At 67.9% G+C, this 17191-nt stretch carries 19 protein-coding genes; 11 read left to right on the forward strand and 8 right to left on the reverse strand.

Annotated features, from left to right (window positions below):
* Positions 1–138: 138 nt before the first annotated feature.
* Both BLS50_RS28815 and BLS50_RS28820 read left to right on the forward strand, forming a co-directional pair.
* The gene (locus BLS50_RS28815) at positions 139–1179 is read left to right on the forward strand and encodes a bifunctional nicotinamide-nucleotide adenylyltransferase/Nudix hydroxylase (protein ID WP_074806064.1); all 1041 of its coding nucleotides are present in this window, start codon (positions 139–141) and stop codon (positions 1177–1179) included.
* A gap of 73 nt (positions 1180–1252) precedes the next feature.
* Complete coding sequence (locus tag BLS50_RS28820) at positions 1253–2686, forward strand: nicotinate phosphoribosyltransferase (RefSeq protein WP_027806945.1); 1434 nt, start codon at positions 1253–1255, stop codon at positions 2684–2686.
* A gap of 42 nt (positions 2687–2728) precedes the next feature.
* Here BLS50_RS28820 and BLS50_RS28825 read toward each other — a convergent pair whose 3' ends face one another.
* Positions 2729–4204, reverse strand: coding sequence for an aminotransferase-like domain-containing protein (locus tag BLS50_RS28825; protein ID WP_074806068.1), 1476 nt, complete (start codon positions 4202–4204; stop codon positions 2729–2731).
* 128 nt (positions 4205–4332) lie between these two features.
* Here BLS50_RS28825 and BLS50_RS28830 point away from each other — a divergent pair, with 128 nt between their 5' ends.
* Positions 4333–5220, forward strand: a complete 888-nt coding sequence (locus BLS50_RS28830; protein ID WP_074806821.1) for a DMT family transporter — start codon at positions 4333–4335, stop codon at positions 5218–5220.
* Between the two features lie 191 nt (positions 5221–5411).
* Here the strand turns inward: BLS50_RS28830 and lysA are convergent, their stop codons facing one another.
* Positions 5412–6650, reverse strand: coding sequence for a diaminopimelate decarboxylase (gene lysA, locus BLS50_RS28835; RefSeq protein WP_074806070.1), 1239 nt, complete (start codon positions 6648–6650; stop codon positions 5412–5414).
* Between the two features lie 108 nt (positions 6651–6758).
* Between lysA and BLS50_RS28840 the strand changes: the two genes are divergently transcribed.
* Positions 6759–7673: a LysR family transcriptional regulator gene (locus tag BLS50_RS28840; RefSeq protein ID WP_074806072.1), complete on the forward strand. Its 915-nt coding sequence runs from the start codon at positions 6759–6761 to the stop codon at positions 7671–7673.
* Between the two features lie 60 nt (positions 7674–7733).
* Positions 7734–8333, forward strand: coding sequence for a GNAT family N-acetyltransferase (locus BLS50_RS28845; RefSeq protein WP_012339671.1), 600 nt, complete (start codon positions 7734–7736; stop codon positions 8331–8333).
* 114 nt (positions 8334–8447) lie between these two features.
* Here BLS50_RS28845 and BLS50_RS28850 read toward each other — a convergent pair whose 3' ends face one another.
* The 4 genes from BLS50_RS28850 to BLS50_RS28865 all read right to left on the reverse strand — a co-directional run bounded on the left by BLS50_RS28850 (position 8448) and on the right by BLS50_RS28865 (position 10629).
* Positions 8448–9026, reverse strand: coding sequence for a DUF4142 domain-containing protein (locus BLS50_RS28850; protein WP_006480832.1), 579 nt, complete (start codon positions 9024–9026; stop codon positions 8448–8450).
* Between the two features lie 406 nt (positions 9027–9432).
* Positions 9433–10056 carry an HAD hydrolase-like protein gene (locus tag BLS50_RS28855; RefSeq protein ID WP_006480833.1) on the reverse strand — a complete coding sequence of 208 codons (624 nt, stop codon included), beginning with the start codon at positions 10054–10056 and terminating at the stop codon, positions 9433–9435.
* A 49-nt stretch (positions 10057–10105) separates the two neighbouring features.
* Positions 10106–10372 carry a Txe/YoeB family addiction module toxin gene (locus BLS50_RS28860; RefSeq protein WP_074806075.1) on the reverse strand — a complete coding sequence of 89 codons (267 nt, stop codon included), beginning with the start codon at positions 10370–10372 and terminating at the stop codon, positions 10106–10108.
* Positions 10369–10629 (reverse strand): type II toxin-antitoxin system Phd/YefM family antitoxin, encoded by a 261-nt coding sequence (locus tag BLS50_RS28865; RefSeq protein ID WP_011547275.1) that lies wholly within the window; start codon positions 10627–10629, stop codon positions 10369–10371. The genes BLS50_RS28860 and BLS50_RS28865 overlap by 4 nt, the downstream gene beginning before the upstream one ends.
* Positions 10630–10834: 205 nt before the next feature.
* Between BLS50_RS28865 and BLS50_RS28870 the strand changes: the two genes are divergently transcribed.
* Together BLS50_RS28870 and BLS50_RS28875 are read left to right on the forward strand one after the other, a co-directional pair.
* On the forward strand, positions 10835–11278 hold the full coding sequence (locus BLS50_RS28870; RefSeq protein WP_074806078.1) for a GNAT family N-acetyltransferase: 444 nt from the start codon (positions 10835–10837) through the stop codon (positions 11276–11278).
* Positions 11279–11335: 57 nt separating this feature from the next.
* Complete coding sequence (locus BLS50_RS28875; protein ID WP_006480837.1) at positions 11336–11554, forward strand: DUF1653 domain-containing protein; 219 nt, start codon at positions 11336–11338, stop codon at positions 11552–11554.
* Between the two features lie 22 nt (positions 11555–11576).
* Here the strand turns inward: BLS50_RS28875 and atpC are convergent, their stop codons facing one another.
* Complete coding sequence (atpC, locus tag BLS50_RS28880; RefSeq protein WP_074806081.1) at positions 11577–12035, reverse strand: ATP synthase F1 subunit epsilon; 459 nt, start codon at positions 12033–12035, stop codon at positions 11577–11579.
* A 10-nt stretch (positions 12036–12045) separates the two neighbouring features.
* Positions 12046–12921: an ATP synthase F1 subunit gamma gene (gene atpG, locus BLS50_RS28885; protein WP_080486935.1), complete on the reverse strand. Its 876-nt coding sequence runs from the start codon at positions 12919–12921 to the stop codon at positions 12046–12048.
* A gap of 36 nt (positions 12922–12957) precedes the next feature.
* On the opposite strand from atpG, the gene BLS50_RS28890 reads away from it, so the two are divergent.
* From BLS50_RS28890 to fabI, 4 genes are read left to right on the forward strand one after another with little or no spacing between them, the layout of a single operon-like run.
* The gene (locus BLS50_RS28890) at positions 12958–14037 is read left to right on the forward strand and encodes a phosphate acetyltransferase (RefSeq protein ID WP_074806085.1); all 1080 of its coding nucleotides are present in this window, start codon (positions 12958–12960) and stop codon (positions 14035–14037) included.
* Between the two features lie 10 nt (positions 14038–14047).
* Positions 14048–15256: an acetate/propionate family kinase gene (locus BLS50_RS28895; RefSeq protein WP_074806088.1), complete on the forward strand. Its 1209-nt coding sequence runs from the start codon at positions 14048–14050 to the stop codon at positions 15254–15256.
* An 8-nt stretch (positions 15257–15264) separates the two neighbouring features.
* On the forward strand, positions 15265–16386 hold the full coding sequence (locus BLS50_RS28900; RefSeq protein WP_069231428.1) for an alpha/beta fold hydrolase: 1122 nt from the start codon (positions 15265–15267) through the stop codon (positions 16384–16386).
* A 28-nt stretch (positions 16387–16414) separates the two neighbouring features.
* Positions 16415–17176, forward strand: a complete 762-nt coding sequence (gene fabI, locus BLS50_RS28905) for an enoyl-ACP reductase FabI (protein ID WP_074806091.1) — start codon at positions 16415–16417, stop codon at positions 17174–17176.
* The last annotated feature ends 15 nt before the right edge of the window (positions 17177–17191 follow it).

Here is a 17191-nt window from a genome sequence, read left to right on the forward strand (position 1 = left end):
AACCTGTGTTTCGTCAGACTTCGTCAAGTCGAGCATGCGCTCGAACGAGCGCGATTGACGCACCTCGGGAATTCCCCTAGGATTTATCCCAACCCTTCGGGACAGACCCGGAGCGTTTCAATCTCTTGAGGGAGCCTCATGAGTACGCAACAGAACCGGCGCTTCGACGCGCTCGTTTTCATTGGTCGTTTCCAGCCCCCGCATCGTGGTCACCTGAACGTGCTGAAGTCGGCACTGAGTCGGGCCGAACGCGTGTGCGTGCTGATCGGGTCGACCGACAAGCCCCGCACCATCAAGGACCCGTTCTCGTTCGACGAGCGCCGCCAGATGCTGGCTTCGCTGCTCGACGCGTCCGAGCGCGATCGCGTGACGATCGCCCCGCTGCAGGATTCGACCTACAACGACGGCGACTGGGTGCGCTGGGTGCAGGATGCCGTGGCCGTCGCGCTCGGCGACGTCGCGCAACGCAAGGTCGGGCTGATCGGCCACGAGAAGGACGCTACGTCGTATTACCTGCGGATGTTCCCGCAATGGGAGCTCGTCGACGTCGACGCGACGGAAGACATTTCCGCCACCGAGATCCGCGACCAGTATTTCGCCGAACGTACCAACAGCTTCGTGCAGTGGGCCGTGCCGGAACCCGTGTTCGGCTGGCTCGAGCGTTTTCGCACGCAGCCGGAATTCGCGCAACTGAAGTCGGAAGCCGAATTCATCGCCGCGTATCGCAAGGCGTGGGCGGTCGCGCCGTATCCGGTCACGTTCGTGACGGTCGACGCGGTGGTCGTGCATTCGGGGCATATCCTGCTCGTGCGCCGCCGCAGCGAACCGGGCCGCGGCCTGTGGGCGCTGCCGGGCGGCTTCGTGAACCAGGACGAGCGGCTCGACGCGGCGTGCATCCGCGAGCTGCGCGAGGAAACCGGCCTCAAGCTGCCGGAGCCCGTACTGCGCGGCTCGATCAAGGATCGTCAGGTGTTCGATCACCCGACGCGTTCGCTGCGCGGCCGCACGATCACGCATGCGTGCCTGTTCAACTTCCCGACCGGCGAGTTGCCGCGCGTGAAGGGCAGCGACGACGCCGACAAGGCGCGCTGGGTCCCGCTCAACGAATTCGCGCAGATGCGCAACGTGATGTTCGAGGATCACTTCGACATCGCGTATCACTTTCTGGGGAAGCTGTGACGCGCTGATTCCCCGCATCCGGTCCGCCGCGACAGACGCGGCGGCATTTCAACGGCCTAGAGGAGCTCTAGCCATGCAAAACGATCCCGGCGGCTTTGCCGCGGTTCTCGCCAATCCGATTCTCAACACGGATTCGTACAAGGCTTCCCACTTCCTGCAGTATCCGCCGGACGCATCGGCGATGTTCTCGTACGTCGAATCGCGCGGCGGCCGCTACGACCGCACGCTGTTCTTCGGCCTGCAGATGCTGCTGAAGGAGTATCTGTGCAAGCCGGTCACGCACGCGATGATCGACGACGCGCGCGATTTCTTCACGGTGCACGGCGAGCCGTTCAACGAAGCAGGATGGCGTCATATCGTCGAGCGCTACGACGGCTACCTGCCGGTGAAGATCCGAGCGGTGCCGGAAGGCTCGATCGTGCCGGTGCACAACGTGCTGATGACGGTCGAATGCGACGACCCGCAGGTGTTCTGGCTCGCGTCGTATCTCGAGACGATGCTGTTGCGCATCTGGTATCCGGTGACGGTGGCGACCCGTAGCTGGCATCTTCGGCAAACGATTCGCCGTTTCCTTGAAAGGACCGACGACGATCTCGCGCAACTGCCGTTCAAGCTGCACGACTTCGGCGCACGCGGCGTGTCGAGCGCGGAATCGGCCGCGATCGGCGGCGCCGCGCACCTCGTGAGCTTCATGGGCTCGGACACGGTGCTCGGCGTGCTGGCCGCGAACCGTTTTTATCGCGAGCCGATGGCTGCGTACTCGGTGCCGGCGGCCGAGCACAGCACGATCACGTCGTGGGGGCGCGAAGGCGAGGCCGATGCGTACCGCAACATGATCAAACGCTTCGGTTTGCCGGGCGCGATCGTATCGGTCGTATCGGACTCCTACGATCTGTTCGCCGCGCTCGATCTGTGGGGCGGCGAGCTTCGGCAGGCGGTGCTCGATTCGGGCGCGACGCTCGTCGTGCGCCCCGATTCCGGCGACCCGGTGACGATCGTGCTGCAGACCGTGCGGGCGCTCGATGCGTCGTTCGGTTCGACCGTGAACGGCAAGGGCCGGCGCGTATTGAATCGTGTGCGCGTGATCCAGGGGGACGGGGTCGACGAGCAGTCGATCGAAGCGATCCTCGTCGCGCTCGACGAGGCGGGCTATGCGGCCGGCAACGTGGTGTTCGGCATGGGCGGTGCGTTGTTGCAGCGGGTGAACCGCGATACGCAGCGCTTCGCGATGAAGTGTTCGGCGATCCGGCGCGGCGACGTATGGCACGACGTCCGCAAGGATCCGGTCACCGATCAGGGCAAGCGTTCGAAGCAGGGGCGGTTGACGCTGCTGCGCAATTGGCGCACCGGCGAGTATCGGACGGTGACGTTGCCGGTTGCGTGGGACGATCGTGCGCTGGAAGGCGAATGGGACGAGGCGCTCGAGACGGTGTTCGACACGGGGCGTCTGCTCGTCGATACGTCGTTCGCCGAGGTCAGGGCGAGGGCGCATGCGGGGGAGGTGTGACGCAGGCGGCGGGGCATCCCGCCGCTGTGCAGCCGGCTCGCGTCACTTGCCGGTCAGCACCGGGCCGCCGGCATCCGCCGGCGCACCGCCGCGCTCCCCCACCCGCGTCGCCTCCATCGCCCGCGCCAGCGCATCGAACACCGCTGGCCCCTTGCAGCGCGACACGTTGAAGCGCAGGTACGACGTCGCGCTGCGCGACGCGCTGAACACGTTGCCGGGGGCGAGCACGACGTCGTGGTCCAGCGCGTGACGCGCGACGCGTGCGGCGTCGAGCCCGTCCGGCAACTCCGCCCACACGAACAACCCGCCGCGCGGCTCCGTCCAGATCGCGAGCCCCGCCCGCGCGAGGCGCCGGATCGTTTCGCCCATCGCATCGGCGAGACGCGCGCGCAGGCTGTCGAGATGGCGTCGGTACGTGCCGTCGATCAGCAGCCGATGCACGACGTTCGCGCCGATCTGCGCATTGCCGAACGACGTCGCGAGCTTCAGGTCGACGAGCGCGTCGATCCATTCCGGGCGCGCGGCGACATAGCCGCAGCGGATCGCGGCCGACAGCGTCTTCGAGAAGCTGCCGATCGATACGACGCGCGACAGCCCGTCGAACGCCGCGAGGCGCGGCGCAGGCGTGCTCTCGAAATCCGCGAAGATGTCGTCCTCGACGATCAGCAGCCCATGCTCGGCCGCGAGCGTCAGCAGCCGGTGCGCGACGGGCGGCGCGAGCGTCGCGCCGGTCGGGTTGTGCAGCGCGGCGTTGGTGATGTACAGGCGCGGCCGGTGCTCGGCGAGTACTTGCTCGAAGCGCACGAGATCGGGGCCGTTCGGCGTGAACGGCACGCTGACGATCCGTGCACGGTGCGCGCGCAGCAGCGCCTGGAAGTTGAAGTAGCACGGATCGTCGAGCACGACGGTATCGCCGGGCTCCAGCAGCAGGCGGCACACGAGGTCGAGCGCGTGCGTGCCGCCGTCGGTCAACATGATCTGCGCGGGTTCCGCGTGGACACCGTGCTGCGCGAGCCGCCACGCGAGCTGCTGGCGCAGCGCGGGCAGGCCGAGCGGCGTCGCGTAATCGGTCAGCGCATCGGCTTCGTCGCGCGACACGGCGCGCAGCGCGCGGCGCAGGCTTTCGTCGGGCAGCCACGACGACGGCAACCATCCGCAGCCAGGCTTCACCGACGTCGGCGCCGCTTCGAGCGACTGGCGCGACAGCCACAGCGGATCGAGCTCGCGATCGAGGCGCGGGCCCAATTCGGCGAGCGCGAGCGGCGGCGCGTGGCCCGACACGTAGAAGCCCGAACCGCGCCGTGCGACGAGTACGCCTTCGCTCGCGAGCCGCTCGTACGCGTCGACGACCGTCGATTTCGACACGCCGAGCGCGTCGGCCATCATCCGGATCGACGGCACGCGCGCGCCGGGCATCAGCACGCGGCTCGCGATCCGCGCGCGCAACGTATCCATGACGGTCTCCACGCGCGTGCGCGACGGCGCGGGTGGGGTGGGAATCGGGGCGGAAGGGTGCATGGCGAACGATGAACTGTACGGCCGGTTGTCCAGTACAGTTTGTCTGAATTGTATTGGGCTGTAGCTTACGCCGGTTTCGCCGGCGGCGGATCATCCATCGGTCATCCACTTTCCATTCAGGATTGACCGTGCAAAAGACGACCGACGGATGGCTCAGCGGTTTGCTGGGCGTCATCATCTTCAGTGGCTCGCTGCCCGCGACGCGGGTCGCGGTGCAAGGGCTCGACCCGCTGTTCCTCACGTTCGCCCGCGCGACGATCGCCGGCGCGCTCGGCCTGTTGCTGCTCGTCGTGCTGAAGCAGAAGCGGCCGTCGCGTGCCGAGGTCGTGTCGCTGGCCATCGTCGCGCTCGGTGTGGTGGTCGGTTTCCCGTTGCTGACGGCGCTGGCGCTGAAGCACGTGACGTCGGCGCATGCGATCGTGTTCGTCGGGCTGCTGCCGCTCGCGACTGCACTGTTCGGCGTGTGGCGCGGCGGCGAACGGCCGCGGTTGCCGTTCTGGATCTTCTCGATCGTCGGCAGCGGCGCGGTGGCCGCGTTCGCGCTGCGCAACGGCGGGCAGGCGTCCGTGGTCGGCGATGCGCTGATGCTGGCCGCGATCGTTGCATGCGGGCTCGGTTATGCGGAAGGCGCGCGCCTGTCGCGCCAGCTCGGCGGCTGGCAGGTGATCTCGTGGGCGCTCGTGCTGTCGCTGCCGCTGATGCTGCCGCTCACGTGGCTGACCTGGCCCGCGTCGTTCGACGGCGTCGACGCCGCCGCGCTGTGGGGGCTCGCGTACGTGTCGCTGTTCAGCATGTTGATCGGCTTCGTGTTCTGGTATCGCGGGCTGGCGCTCGGCGGGATCGCGGGCGTCGGCCAGCTGCAGCTGCTGCAGCCGTTCTTCGGCTTCCTGCTCGCGGCCGGGCTGCTGCACGAGACGGTGCCGCCGTCGATGGTCGTCGTGACGGTCGTGGTGGTCGGCTGCGTGGCGGGCGCGAAGTACTTCTCGAAGATGGCGCCCGTGCAGCGCGCAGGGTGACGCAGGGGCAGCGGTGTGTCGCGTATCAGGCCGACGCCCTCCGGTGCGAGGCTGGCGGCAAGCCGATTGCCGCTGATGCGCGTGATCGCGACGTGCATCCGATCCTGCACCGATGACGCGGCCCAAGCAAAACGGCCAGGCTGCCGGTAGCGGCAAGCCTGGCCGTTGGCGTTCGTCACGCCGGGCGGGCGTTACTCGAACGTTTCGAGCGCGAGCAATTCGCCGATCGTCTGCCGGCGGCGGATCAGCCGCGGCGTGCCGCGATCGACCAGCACCTCCGGCGCGAGCGGCCGGCTGTTGTAGTTCGACGACATCGACGCGCCGTACGCGCCCGCGTCGTGCAGGAACAGCAGGTCGCCGATCTGCGGCTGCGCGAGCTTGCGGTGCGTGACCACGCCGCCGGCATCCTGCGTGAACACGTCGCCCGATTCGCACAGCGGCCCGGCGATCGCGAGATCGACGAGCGGCCGGCCGGCGGGCAGCGCGCCATCGTGCGCGTGCACCGACACCGCGTGATAGCTGCCGTACATCGACGGGCGCATCAGGTCGTTGAAGCCGGCGTCGATCAGCACGAAATCGTGCTTCGGCCGACGGTTGACGGCCTGCACTTCGGTGACGAGCGTGCCGGCTTCGGCGACGAGGAAGCGGCCCGGTTCGATCTCGATGCGCACCGGGTGGCCGAGATGCCGTTCGATCCGCTTGCGCGCGGCGTCCCACTGGCTGAAGTAGTGACCGACGTCGACGCGCGGCTCGCCGTCGCGATACGGGATCGACAGGCCGCCGCCGGCCGAGATCGCGTCGATGTCGTGGCCGAGCGACGTGACGAGGTCGACCATCGCATCGCACACCTGCGACAGGTGGCCGTAGTCGACGCCCGAACCGATGTGCATGTGGATGCCGACCAGCTTCAGCCCGTACTGGCGCACGATCTCGATCGCGCGCGGGACGTCGTCGATCCAGATGCCGTGCTTGCTCTGCGGGCCGCCGGTGTTGGTCTTGTTGCTGTGGCCGTGGCCGAAGCCGGGGTTGACGCGCAGCCACACGCGGTGGCCGGGCGCGTGCTCGCCGATGCGCGCGAGCATGTCGAGCGAACCGGCGTTCACGGTGACGCCGTGCTTGAGCACCGCCGCGAGCGTCGGACGGTCGATCAGGTCGGCCGTGAACACGACGCCTTCCGGCTCGCCGCTCGGGCTGAAACCGGCCGCGAGGCTGCGCTCGATCTCGCCGAGCGACACGGCGTCGACGCACGCGCCTTCGTCGCGCATCAGCTTGAGGATATGGACGTTCGAATTCGCCTTCTGCGCATAACGGATCACGTCGAACTGGCGAAGTTGGGCGATGCGGTCGCGGATGACGTCGGCGTCGTACACCCACAGCGGGGTGCCGTATTGCTGCGCGAGGGCCGCGAGCTGGCGGGAATCGAGGGACATGACGGATGAATCGGATCGAATGAACGGATAGTGCGATGATGCGCCCGATTGGCTATCCAGTAAAATGCCTGTTTATCTTCATTCGATTCACTTTTGATATATACGATCATGCTGACGCACCGTCATATCGAGGTGTTCCGCGCGCTGATGGTCACCGGCAGCACGACGCGCGCGGCCGAGATGCTGTACACGTCGCAGCCGACCATCAGCCGCGAACTGGCGCGGATGGAGCAGGTCGTCGGCTTTGCGCTGTTCGAACGCGCGCACGGCCGGCTGCGCCCGACGATGGCCGCGCTCACGCTGTTCGACGACGTGCGGCTCGCGTATGTGGGGCTCGAACGCGTCGCGGCGACGGCTGCACGCCTGCGCGAGTTTCGCGACGGGCAACTGTCGGTGATCGCGCTGCCGGCGTTCTCGCACGCGATCCTGCCCGGCGCGTGCCGGCGCTTTCACGATGCGCATGCGGGTGTGAGCGTGTCGGTCGCGACGCAGGAGTCGCCGGTGCTCGAGGAGTGGTTGACCGCCCAACGCTACGACCTCGGGCTGACCGAGCACGATGCCGCGCCGGCCGGCACGGTGCTCATGCCGCTGCTCGAAGTCGATGAAGTGTGCGTGCTGCCCGACGGCCATCCGCTCCTCGCGCAGGATGCGATCGACCTGCTGGATCTCGTCGACCGCCCGTTCGTGAGCCTGTCGCTGAACGACCCGTACCGCATCATGATCGACGAGGCATTCGCGCAACTCGGCGTCGCGCCGCGCTCGGTGGTCGACACGCCGTCGGCCGTATCGGTGTGCGCGTTCGTGCGGCAGGGGCTCGGGGCTGCGATCGTCAATCCGCTCACGGCACTCGATTTCGTCGGCCGCGGCCTGCACGTGCGGCCGCTGACGCGGTCGTTTCCGTACCGGGTCAGCGTGATCGTGCCCGAGCACCGGCCGAAGAGCCTGCTCGTCGACGCGTTCGCCGATGCGCTGCGCGGCGAAGCGAAGGCGATTCGCCGCCGGCTCGCCGCGCACCTCGGCTAGCGGCGGCGCCGTATGATGGGCGTTTCGCCGCCATCGCCGTCATTTTCCGGAAATCCCATCATGACCGACGCATCGTCTTTCCTCGAACAACCGACCCTTACCGGCGAACGTGTCGTTCTGCGCCCGCTCGCCGCATCCGACCGGCAGGCGCTGCTGGACGCTGCCGCCGACGGCGAGTTGTGGAACCTGAAGGTCACGGTCGTGCCGGGCGCGCAGACGGTCGACGCGTACATCGACACGGCGTTGCAGGGGCGCGCGGCCGGCACCGTGATGCCGTTCGTGATCGTCGATCGCGCGTCGGGCCGCGCCATCGGCAGCACGCGCTTCTGGAAGATCGATCGCGGGAATCGCAAGCTGGAGATCGGCCATACGTGGCTGAGCGAATCGGCGCAGCGTACGCGCGCGAATACCGAAGCGAAGTGGTTGCTGCTGGCTTATGCGTTCGACACGCTGCGATGCGTACGCGTGCAGTTCACGACGGACGAGCTGAACGAGAAATCGCGCGCGGCGATTCTGCGGCTCGGTGCGAAACAGGAGGGCATCGTGCGTCACGAACGGATCATGCCGGATGGCCGCAAGCGCAACTCGGTGCGCTTCAGCATCATCGACGACGAATGGCCGGACGTGCGTGCGCGACTCGAGGCGAAGCTGGCGACGTAACGGGTGATGCGGGACGTTGAATGTTGGGCGTGCGTCGCGCCGCCGGCAGGGGAGTCGGCAGCGCGACGACGGGGGGAACGGTGCGCCGCGCACGAGGCGCGGCGCTGCATCGCGTTACTGCGCCGATGCGAGGTGGTGACGCTGCGCGAGCTTCTGCGCGTCCGCGTAGTGCGCCTGCAGGATCGGCAGCGCCTGGCGTGCGACTTCCTTCAGCTTGGCGTCGCGGCCCGATGCGATTTCGGCCTGGAATGCCGAGATCGTCTTCTGCTGGCCGGCGAGCGCGACCTGTTCGATGTACGCCTTGTCGAACTCGGCGCCGCGCAGGCTCTTGATGCTGTTCAGCACGGTCGTGTCCGGGTCGTTGGCCGGCACGTCGACGCCGCGCGGGCTCGCCGCGCGCATCGCCTGGATGATCTTCGCGTCGTCGGTCGACACGCGTTGCGCGAACGCCTTGACCTGGCTGTCCGACGTGCGCGAATCGGCGATGCGCGCGGCGTCGTGCTGGGTCGACACGGTCTTCGTGCCGTCCGTGATGAAGGTCTGGTCGGCTTCGTGGATGCGCGTCGCGGTCGCGGCCGGCGCGGCGGATGCCGCGGGTGCCGGTTGCGCGGTTTGCGCGGTCGCCGTCACGGCGACGAGAAGCAGGCCAGCGGCAGACAAGGCAAGGCGCGAAATGGGGGGAAAGCGGTTCATGGGACCTCCTTTCGATCGGGGCTCTGGTTGAAAAACGGATCGTGTGATCCGTCGCTGTGCGAGAGACCGGGCGCGCCCGGGCCGGATTCGACTGCCGCTCTGCCGCGGCGGCGTTCGAAGTGTTTTCCGGCCCGACTGATTCTAGGAGAGCGGTCGGGTAGCAGGTGCAACCGTGCTGTGGCTTGTGTAACGGTTGGTAAGACGAATCGATGAGCATGCGCGCAGGCCGGTAGTGCGTACCTGATGCGCGTGCGGCGGCGGCAATTTTTGCGCGCACGTGGCGCATGCAATGCATGAGATGCGCGTGCGTGTCATCGGCATTTCATCGGTGCGATGTCGTCGCGGCCGTTGCTGTGGCGACGCGTCGGCGGCGAGTGGTGCGTGTGTGCGCGGCGTGCGTGAAGCGTTACACGCGATCGAGCAGCGCATCGAGGCGCGGCAGCAACGGCGTCGCGCAATGTGCCTGCAACGCGTCGGGCGCCGTGTAACCCCACGCGACGCCCTGGAAGGCGATACGCGCGCGCCGTGCCGCGTCGGCATCGCGGATTTCGTCGCCGACGTACAGCACTTCGTCGGCGCGCACACCGGCCTCGTGAACGAGCGCGCGCAGACGGCGCGCTTTGCCGAACAGCGGAATGCCGCAGGCGAAATGGTCGACGCGTGCGCCGGCGCGCGGGCCGAGCCGGTCGCGCACGATCTCCTCGGTGTTCGACGTGGCGATCGCGATGCGGATGCCGCGCGCGGCGAGCGCGTCGAACGTTTCGTCGACGCCGGGAAAGAGCCGCACGTTCGCGATGCGCGGCCGCATCAGGCGGCGCATGTCGATCGTCACGCGCGGCACTTTCCACATCGGCACGTCGAGCGCGCGGATGATGTCGCGCGCCGACATCCCGCGCAGCGCGGGGCGCAGTTCGGGCGTCGCGTCGCGAAAGCCGTGCAGGCGCGACGCTTCCGACAGCGCGGCGAGAAAGCTGTCGAGCGAATCGGCGAGCGTGCCGTCGAAGTCGAAGGCGATGAGGCGGTAGGTCATCGGGTGAGGCGTGCGAGGCGGAGCGTGGCGAGGTTGGTTGGCGGCCGTGCTACTCGTAATGGTAGCGGCAGGACACGATGCTGAGTTGAAGGTCGTCAGCCTCGTAGACCAGGCGGTTCGTATCGTCGATACGGCGCGACCAGAAGCCGGACAGATTGGCTTTCAACGGCTCCGGCTTGCCGATGCCTTCGAACGGCGTGCGCCGGGTTTCGCGAATGAGCTGGTTGATGCGCTTGAGCGTCTTGCGATCCTGTCCTTGCCAGTAGACATAGTCATCCCATGCGTCGGAAGTAAAGAGCACGCGACGTACGCTCATTCATCGTCCTCGGCGAGCTTGTGTTCTTTCGCTTTGCCCTTGCGCAGTTGCGCGATCGAACGTTCGAGATGAGCGACGTTGGCTGGCGAGCGCAGCAGGTGAACCGTCTCCATCAGGCTGTCGTAATAGTCCTGCGACATGATGACGGCGTTCGGTGCATCGCGGCGCGTAATGAGCGTCACGTCCGCATCGTCGACGACCTGGTCGATGACGGTCTTCAGATTGCCGCGGGCATCGGAAAAATGAATCGTGCGCATGGCGTGCCTCACTTGTACTTTTAACGGTACAAGTATAGCACTATTCGAATATATGTACGGAATGTTGTACAGGTCTCGAGGCGCCGTGCGGCAGGGCGACGCGCATCTGTTTTCCCGCGGCGGATCGGCCATACCCTTGTCCCGCACCCCACGGCGCGGTATCGTCGATGCTCCGCCTTCCGGCCCCTCCAACCGGAGAACAGACGTGCCCGCAGCCACCCCCGCCACGCTGAGATTTTCCACCGACAAGCGCGAACTCGACATCGACGCGATCTTCGACTTCCTGCATCGCGACGCGTACTGGTCGCAGGGCATTCCGCGCGACGTGGTCGAGCGGGCGATCGAGGGCTCGCTGTGCTTCGGTGCGTATGTCGGCGACCGGCTCGTCGGGTTCGCGCGGCTCGTCACCGATCACGCGACGTTCGCGTACCTGTGCGACGTGTTCGTGCTGCCGGCCGAACGCGGCAACGGCTACGGCCGCGCGCTGATCGACCACATATTCGCGCAGGAAATGGTGCAGGGCCTGCGCCGCATCATGCTCGCGACGACCGACGCGCACGCGCTGTACCGGCCGGTCGGTTTCGGTCCGCCCGCGAACCCCGAGCAGCTGATGGAGATCCGCCGCCCCGACATCTACACGAAACGCTGACGTGCTTCGCAGCGCATACAATACGCGCTTTCCGTTTTTGCCGAAGAGAAGCACACCATGACCGAACAGGAAGCCGAACAGCTCGCGACGCACCGCCACTACAAGGGCGGCCTGTACCGCTACATCGGCGTTGCCCGCCATTCCGAAACCGAGGAATCGGTGGTCGTCTACGAGCATCTGTGGCCGCATGCGCGCGGGCTGTGGGTGCGGCCGGAAGCGATGTTCAACGGCAATCTCGAAGACGGCACGCCACGTTTTCGCAAGCTGCGCGACTGAGCGGGCAGCACCGGAGCCGCGGCTAGCCGGCGCTGTCCGGCTTGTCGTGCGGCGCCTGTTGCCGCAGCGCCATCGCAAAGAAGCGCCGGATTTCCTCCATCAGTTCCGCGCGGGCCGACGCGAAATCGAACGCGCGCCGGTTTTCGTGCGCGTAGCGCTGGCGCCAGTCGTCGGCCGCATGCCGCGCTTCGCGTGCGCGCAGATCGTCGAGTTCGGGCGTGCGCAGCGCGTGATCGGCGATCAGCGTCACGCCGTCACGGCTGACCTCCAGCACGCCGCCCGCGACGAGGAGGCGGCGATGTTCGCCGGTCGGCGCATCGACGAGCGTCACGACGCCCGGCCTGATTCTCGTGAGTAGCGGCGCGTGGTGCGGGTAGATCCCCAACTCTCCGCTTTCCCCCGGCACGACGACGAAATGCGCGTCGCCGGCATACAGCACCGCTTCCACGCTCACGATGTCGAGCTTCATCGACGTCTTCATGCGGACTCCTTCAGACCGCCGCCGCGCCGGCGACGATTTCGCACAGCTCGGTGGTGATCTGCGCCTGTCGCGTCTTCTGGTACAGGTGCCGCAGTTCGCGCAACACGCGGTCGGCGTTGTCCGTCGCGGTCTGCATGCTGAACATCCGCGCGCATTGCTCGCACGCGTAGTTCTCGACGACGGCCTGATAGAGCGTTGCCTCGACGTAGCGCAGCAGCAACGTGTCGACCGCCGGTTTGGGCGCGGGCTCGTACAGATAGTCGGACGCGGGCGCGCCATCGGTCGGCGCGTCGGCCCCGGTGTCGAGCCCGATGATCGGCAGCATCGCATCGATGCGCGGCTCGTACGCGAGCGGGCTCGTCAGCCGGTTGTATGCGACGTGCACTTCGTCGAGCTCGCCGTTGACGAACGCGGTCAGCGGCACGAGCAGTGCCCCGAGCAACTGCTCGAAGTGCGGCTCGGCGGCCAGGCCGCTCGCACGGGCCGCGATGGTCGCGCCATGGCGCACGAGCGGCGCGAGGCCACGCGCACCGATCACGCTCAGTTCGCACGCGACGCCGGCCCGGTCCCAGCGTTCGAGCGCATCCACGCATTCGACGAGCAGCCGCGCATTGAGCGGGCCGCACAGCCCGCGATCGGTGCTGACGACGATCAGGCCGACGCGGCGCACGGTATCGCGTTGCGCCATCAGCGCCGATACGTGGTCGGGACGGTCGCGCAGCACGCGTTCCGCCATTGCGCCGATGCGTGCCGCGTACGGGCGGAACTCCCGCGCACGTCGCTGCGCGCTCGCCATCTTGGTGCGCGCCATCATTTCCATCGCCTTGGTGATCTTGCGCGTGGACGAGGTACTGGCGATCTTCGAGCGGATTTCGCGTATGTGCATGTCAGGGGTGGGCGTCGCGGCCATCCGGATGTCATCGTGCGGCTTCATGCTATCGGGACTTCACCTGAAACGATTGACGGAAATCAAACGACGTCGCTCGCTCCCGCACCAGAATCCGTTCACGTGATCCTTGCGAAGGGGCAGTCGATGACCGAGTTGCGCACGCATCAGAAATACGAAGCGCTGATTGCGCGTTGCCGCGCATTGCGCCCGGTGACGGTCGCGGTCGCGCATCCTTGCGACGAGGTCTCGCTGCACGCGGCGGCTGCCGCCGCGCGGGCCGGCATCATCGTGCCCGTGCTGGTGGGCCCGGTGGCGCGCATCACGATGCTCGCCGCGACGCTCGGTGTCGACCTGTCCGGCTATCGGCTCGTGGATGCGCCGCACAGTCATGCGTCGGCGGCACGCGCCGTCGAACTGGTGCGCGCGGGCGACGCGCAGGCGTTGATGAAGGGCAGCCTGCACACCGACGAATTGCTGGCGGAGGTGGTGCGTGCCGACACGGGATTGCGCACCGCGCGGCGCCTGAGCCATGTGTTCATCATGGACGTGCCGACTTACCCCAAGCCGCTGTTCATCACCGATGCGGCCGTCAATATCCGTCCGACGCTCGAGCAGAAGGCCGACATCGCGCAGAACGCGATCGATCTCGCGCACGCGCTCGGCATCGCCCGGCCGAAGGTGGCGATCCTGTCGGCGGTCGAGACGATCAGCTCGAAGCTGCCGTCGACGCTCGACGCGGCCGCGCTGTGCAAGATGGCCGAGCGCGGCCAGATCACCGGCGCGCTGCTCGACGGGCCGCTCGCGCTCGACAACGCGATCAGCCCGGAAGCGGCGCGGCTCAAGCATCTCGATTCCGCGGTCGCGGGCGATGCAGACATCCTGCTCGTGCCCGACCTCGAGGCCGGCAACATGCTCGCGAAGGAGCTGACGTTCCTCGCGAATGCCGATGCGGCCGGCATCGTGCTCGGCGCGCGCGTGCCGGTGATCCTGACGAGTCGCGCGGACAGCGAACGCACGCGCCTGGCGAGCTGCGCGGTCGCGGCGCTCGTCGCGGCGGCACGCACGCCGGCGGCGCCCGTGGCCGCGCCGGCGGTTGCGGCCGACGCACACTGACGGGGCCGCGATGCGACATCCCGTCCTGGTGCTCAACGCCGGCTCGTCGAGCCTCAAGTTTTCGGTCTACGACACGCGCGAGGATCGTTCGCTCGATGCGGGCCTGCACGGGCAGGTCGAGAACCTGCATGACACCCCGCATCTGTTCGTGACCGATGCACACGGCGCGACGCTCGCCGACAGCGCCGTCGCGCGACCGGGGCATCAAGGCGCGATCGAGGCGCTGCACGCGTGGTTCGCCGCGCACGTCGGGCGGGAGGCCGCATTCGACGGCGTCGGGCACCGGGTCGTGCATGGCGGCCCGTATTTCACCGCGCCGGTGCGGATCGACGCGCGCGTGCTCGATGCGATCGCGTCGCTTGCGCCGCTCGCACCGCTGCACCAGCCGCATCACGTCGACGCGATTCGCGCGGTGGCCGCGGTTGCGCCGAACCTGCCGCAGGTCGCGTGTTTCGACACCGCGTTCCATGCGACGGTGCCGGCGCTCGAACGGGAGTTCGCGTTGCCGCACGCGCTGACCGAGCAGGGCATCGTGCGCTACGGGTTTCACGGGCTGTCGTACGAGTACATCGCGACGGCGCTCGCGGCCCTCGATCCGTCGTGGACGCAGCACCGGACGGTGGTCGCGCACCTCGGTAACGGCGCAAGCCTGTGCGCGCTCGCGAACGGCCGCAGCGTCGCGACGACGATGGGGTTCACGGCCGTCGACGGGCTGCCGATGGGCACGCGCACGGGCGCGCTGGACCCCGGCGTGATCCTGTACCTGCAGCGTCACACGGGCCGGTCGCTCGACGAGGTCGAGCATCTGATCTATGCCGAATCGGGCTTGCTGGGCGTGTCGGGCGTGTCGAGCGACATGCGCACGCTGCTCGCGAGCGACGCACCGTCGGCCGCGCATGCGGTCGAGCTGTTCGCCTATCGCGCGGCCCGCGAACTCGCCGCGCTGGCCGGCGTGCTCGGCGGTCTCGACACGCTCGTGTTCACGGCGGGCATCGGCGAGCACGCGCCGCGCGTGCGTGAACGGATCTGCCGCCGCGCGGCGTGGCTCGGCATCGTGCTCGACGACGCGGCGAACGCGGCCGGCCTGCCGGTGATTTCGAGCGACGCGTCGCGCGTGACGGTGCGCGTGATCCCGACCGACGAGAACCTGATGATCGCGCGCCACACGCGCCGCGTGCTGGACGACGCGATTCCCTCCACGCCGTATCCGACCCGGTGAGACCTTCGATGACAGCACGCGACACGCCTTCCCCTGCCGTCAGCGCCCCCGCGCTGCCGATTTTCTGGCCGATGGCTGCCGCCACGGCGATGTTTGCGGCCGGCGCCGAGATCGCGGCGCGCAATCTGCGCTTTCTCGCGGAAGAAGAGAAGCTCCATTTCGAAGCGCACCCGGCGCTGGCATCGCCGAACCGGCCGTTGCTGGAACTGCGGACGATGACGTTTCGCGATTATTCGGCCGCGCCGGCGCACGGGCTGCCGACGATCGTCGATGCGCCGTACGCGGGACACAGCGCGATGATCGCCGACTACCAGCCGGGGCAGAGCCTGATGCAGACGCTGCGCGAGCACGGCGTGACGCGTCTGTACCTGACCGACTGGCGCTCGGCCACCGAGGACATGAAGGACCTCGAGATCGACCAGTATCTGGCCGAGCTGAACGTGTGCGTCGACGAACTCGGCGGCCGCGTGAATCTCGTCGGGCTGTGCCAGGGCGGCTGGATGTCGGCGATGTATGCGGCGCGTTTCCCGCACAAGGTCGCGAGCCTCGTGCTGGCGGGCTCGCCGATCGACACCGACGCGGGAGACGGCCCGATCAAGCAGATGGTGCACACGTATCCGACGTCGTTCTACGAGGAACTCGTCGCGATGGGCGGCGGGCTGATGCGCGGGCGCTTCATGCTGCGCGGCTGGAAGAACATGCATCCCGACCAGCACTATCTCGCCGAGCACGTCGACCTGTACGAGCATCTCGACGATCCGGAATACCTGCGCAAGCGCGAGGTGTTCGCGAACTGGTACGAAAGCCCGATCGACCTGCCGGGACGCTGGTACCTGCAGGCGATCGTGCAGATCTTCAAGGAGAACCGGCTCGCGAAGGGCACGTTCGTCGCGCTCGGGCGCACGCTTGACCTGAAGGATGTCGCGTGCCCGGTCTATCTGCTCTCCGGCGAGGCCGACGACATCACGACGCCGGAGCAGGTGTTCGGTGCGCGCGATCTTCTCGGGACGCCCGCGTCGCGGATCGAGAGCCGGCTCGTGCCGGGTGGCCATATCGGCCTGTTCATGGGGACGCGCACGCTGGCGACGGTATGGCCCGACATCGCGCGATGGATCGCGGCGCAGCGCTAGGCCCACGCGGATCGACAAGGGAGGCGACATGACGTTGCGACACAAGCGGGGGCTCGTCGTCGGCATCGCGAACGAACAGAGCATCGCGTGGGGATGTGCACGCGCGTTTTGCCGGGCGGGCGCCACGCTCGCGGTGACCTGGCAGTCGGACAAGACCTTGCCGCACGTCGAGCCGCTGTTCGCGCAACTCGACGCGCCGATCCGGATGCCGCTCGACGTCGGGCGCCCCGACCAGATGGCGGCGGTGTTCGACGCGATCACGGTGCAATGGGGCGCGCTCGACTTCGTGCTGCATTCGGTGGCGTATGCACCGAAGGCCGATCTGCAGGGCCGCGTGGTCGACAGTTCGCCGGAAGGCTTCTCGTTGGCGATGGATACGTCGTGCCATTCGTTCATCCGGATGGCGCGGCTCGCCGAGCCGCTGATGACGCGCGGCGGGAGCCTGATGGCGATGAGCTATCTCGGCGCGGAGCAGGTCGTCGCGAACTACGGGGTGATGGGGCCGGTCAAGGCCGCGCTCGAAGCGAGCGTGCGGTACCTGGCGGCCGAACTCGGCGGGGCGGGCATTCGTGTCAACGCGATTTCGCCGGGCGTGCTGCCGACGCGCGCGGCGTCGGGCCTGCCGGACTTCGGCCGGCTGCTCGACGATACCGCACGCCGGGCGCCGCTGCATCACGCGCTCGACATCGACGACGTCGGGGCATTCTGCGCGTTTCTTGCCGGCGACGGCGCGCGGGCGATCACGGGCGGCACGCACTATATCGACGCCGGCGTGCACATGCTCGGCTAGCGTGCCGGTGGCCCG

The organism is Burkholderia orbicola (genome assembly GCF_900100915.1).
Taxonomy (GTDB): domain Bacteria; phylum Pseudomonadota; class Gammaproteobacteria; order Burkholderiales; family Burkholderiaceae; genus Burkholderia; species Burkholderia orbicola.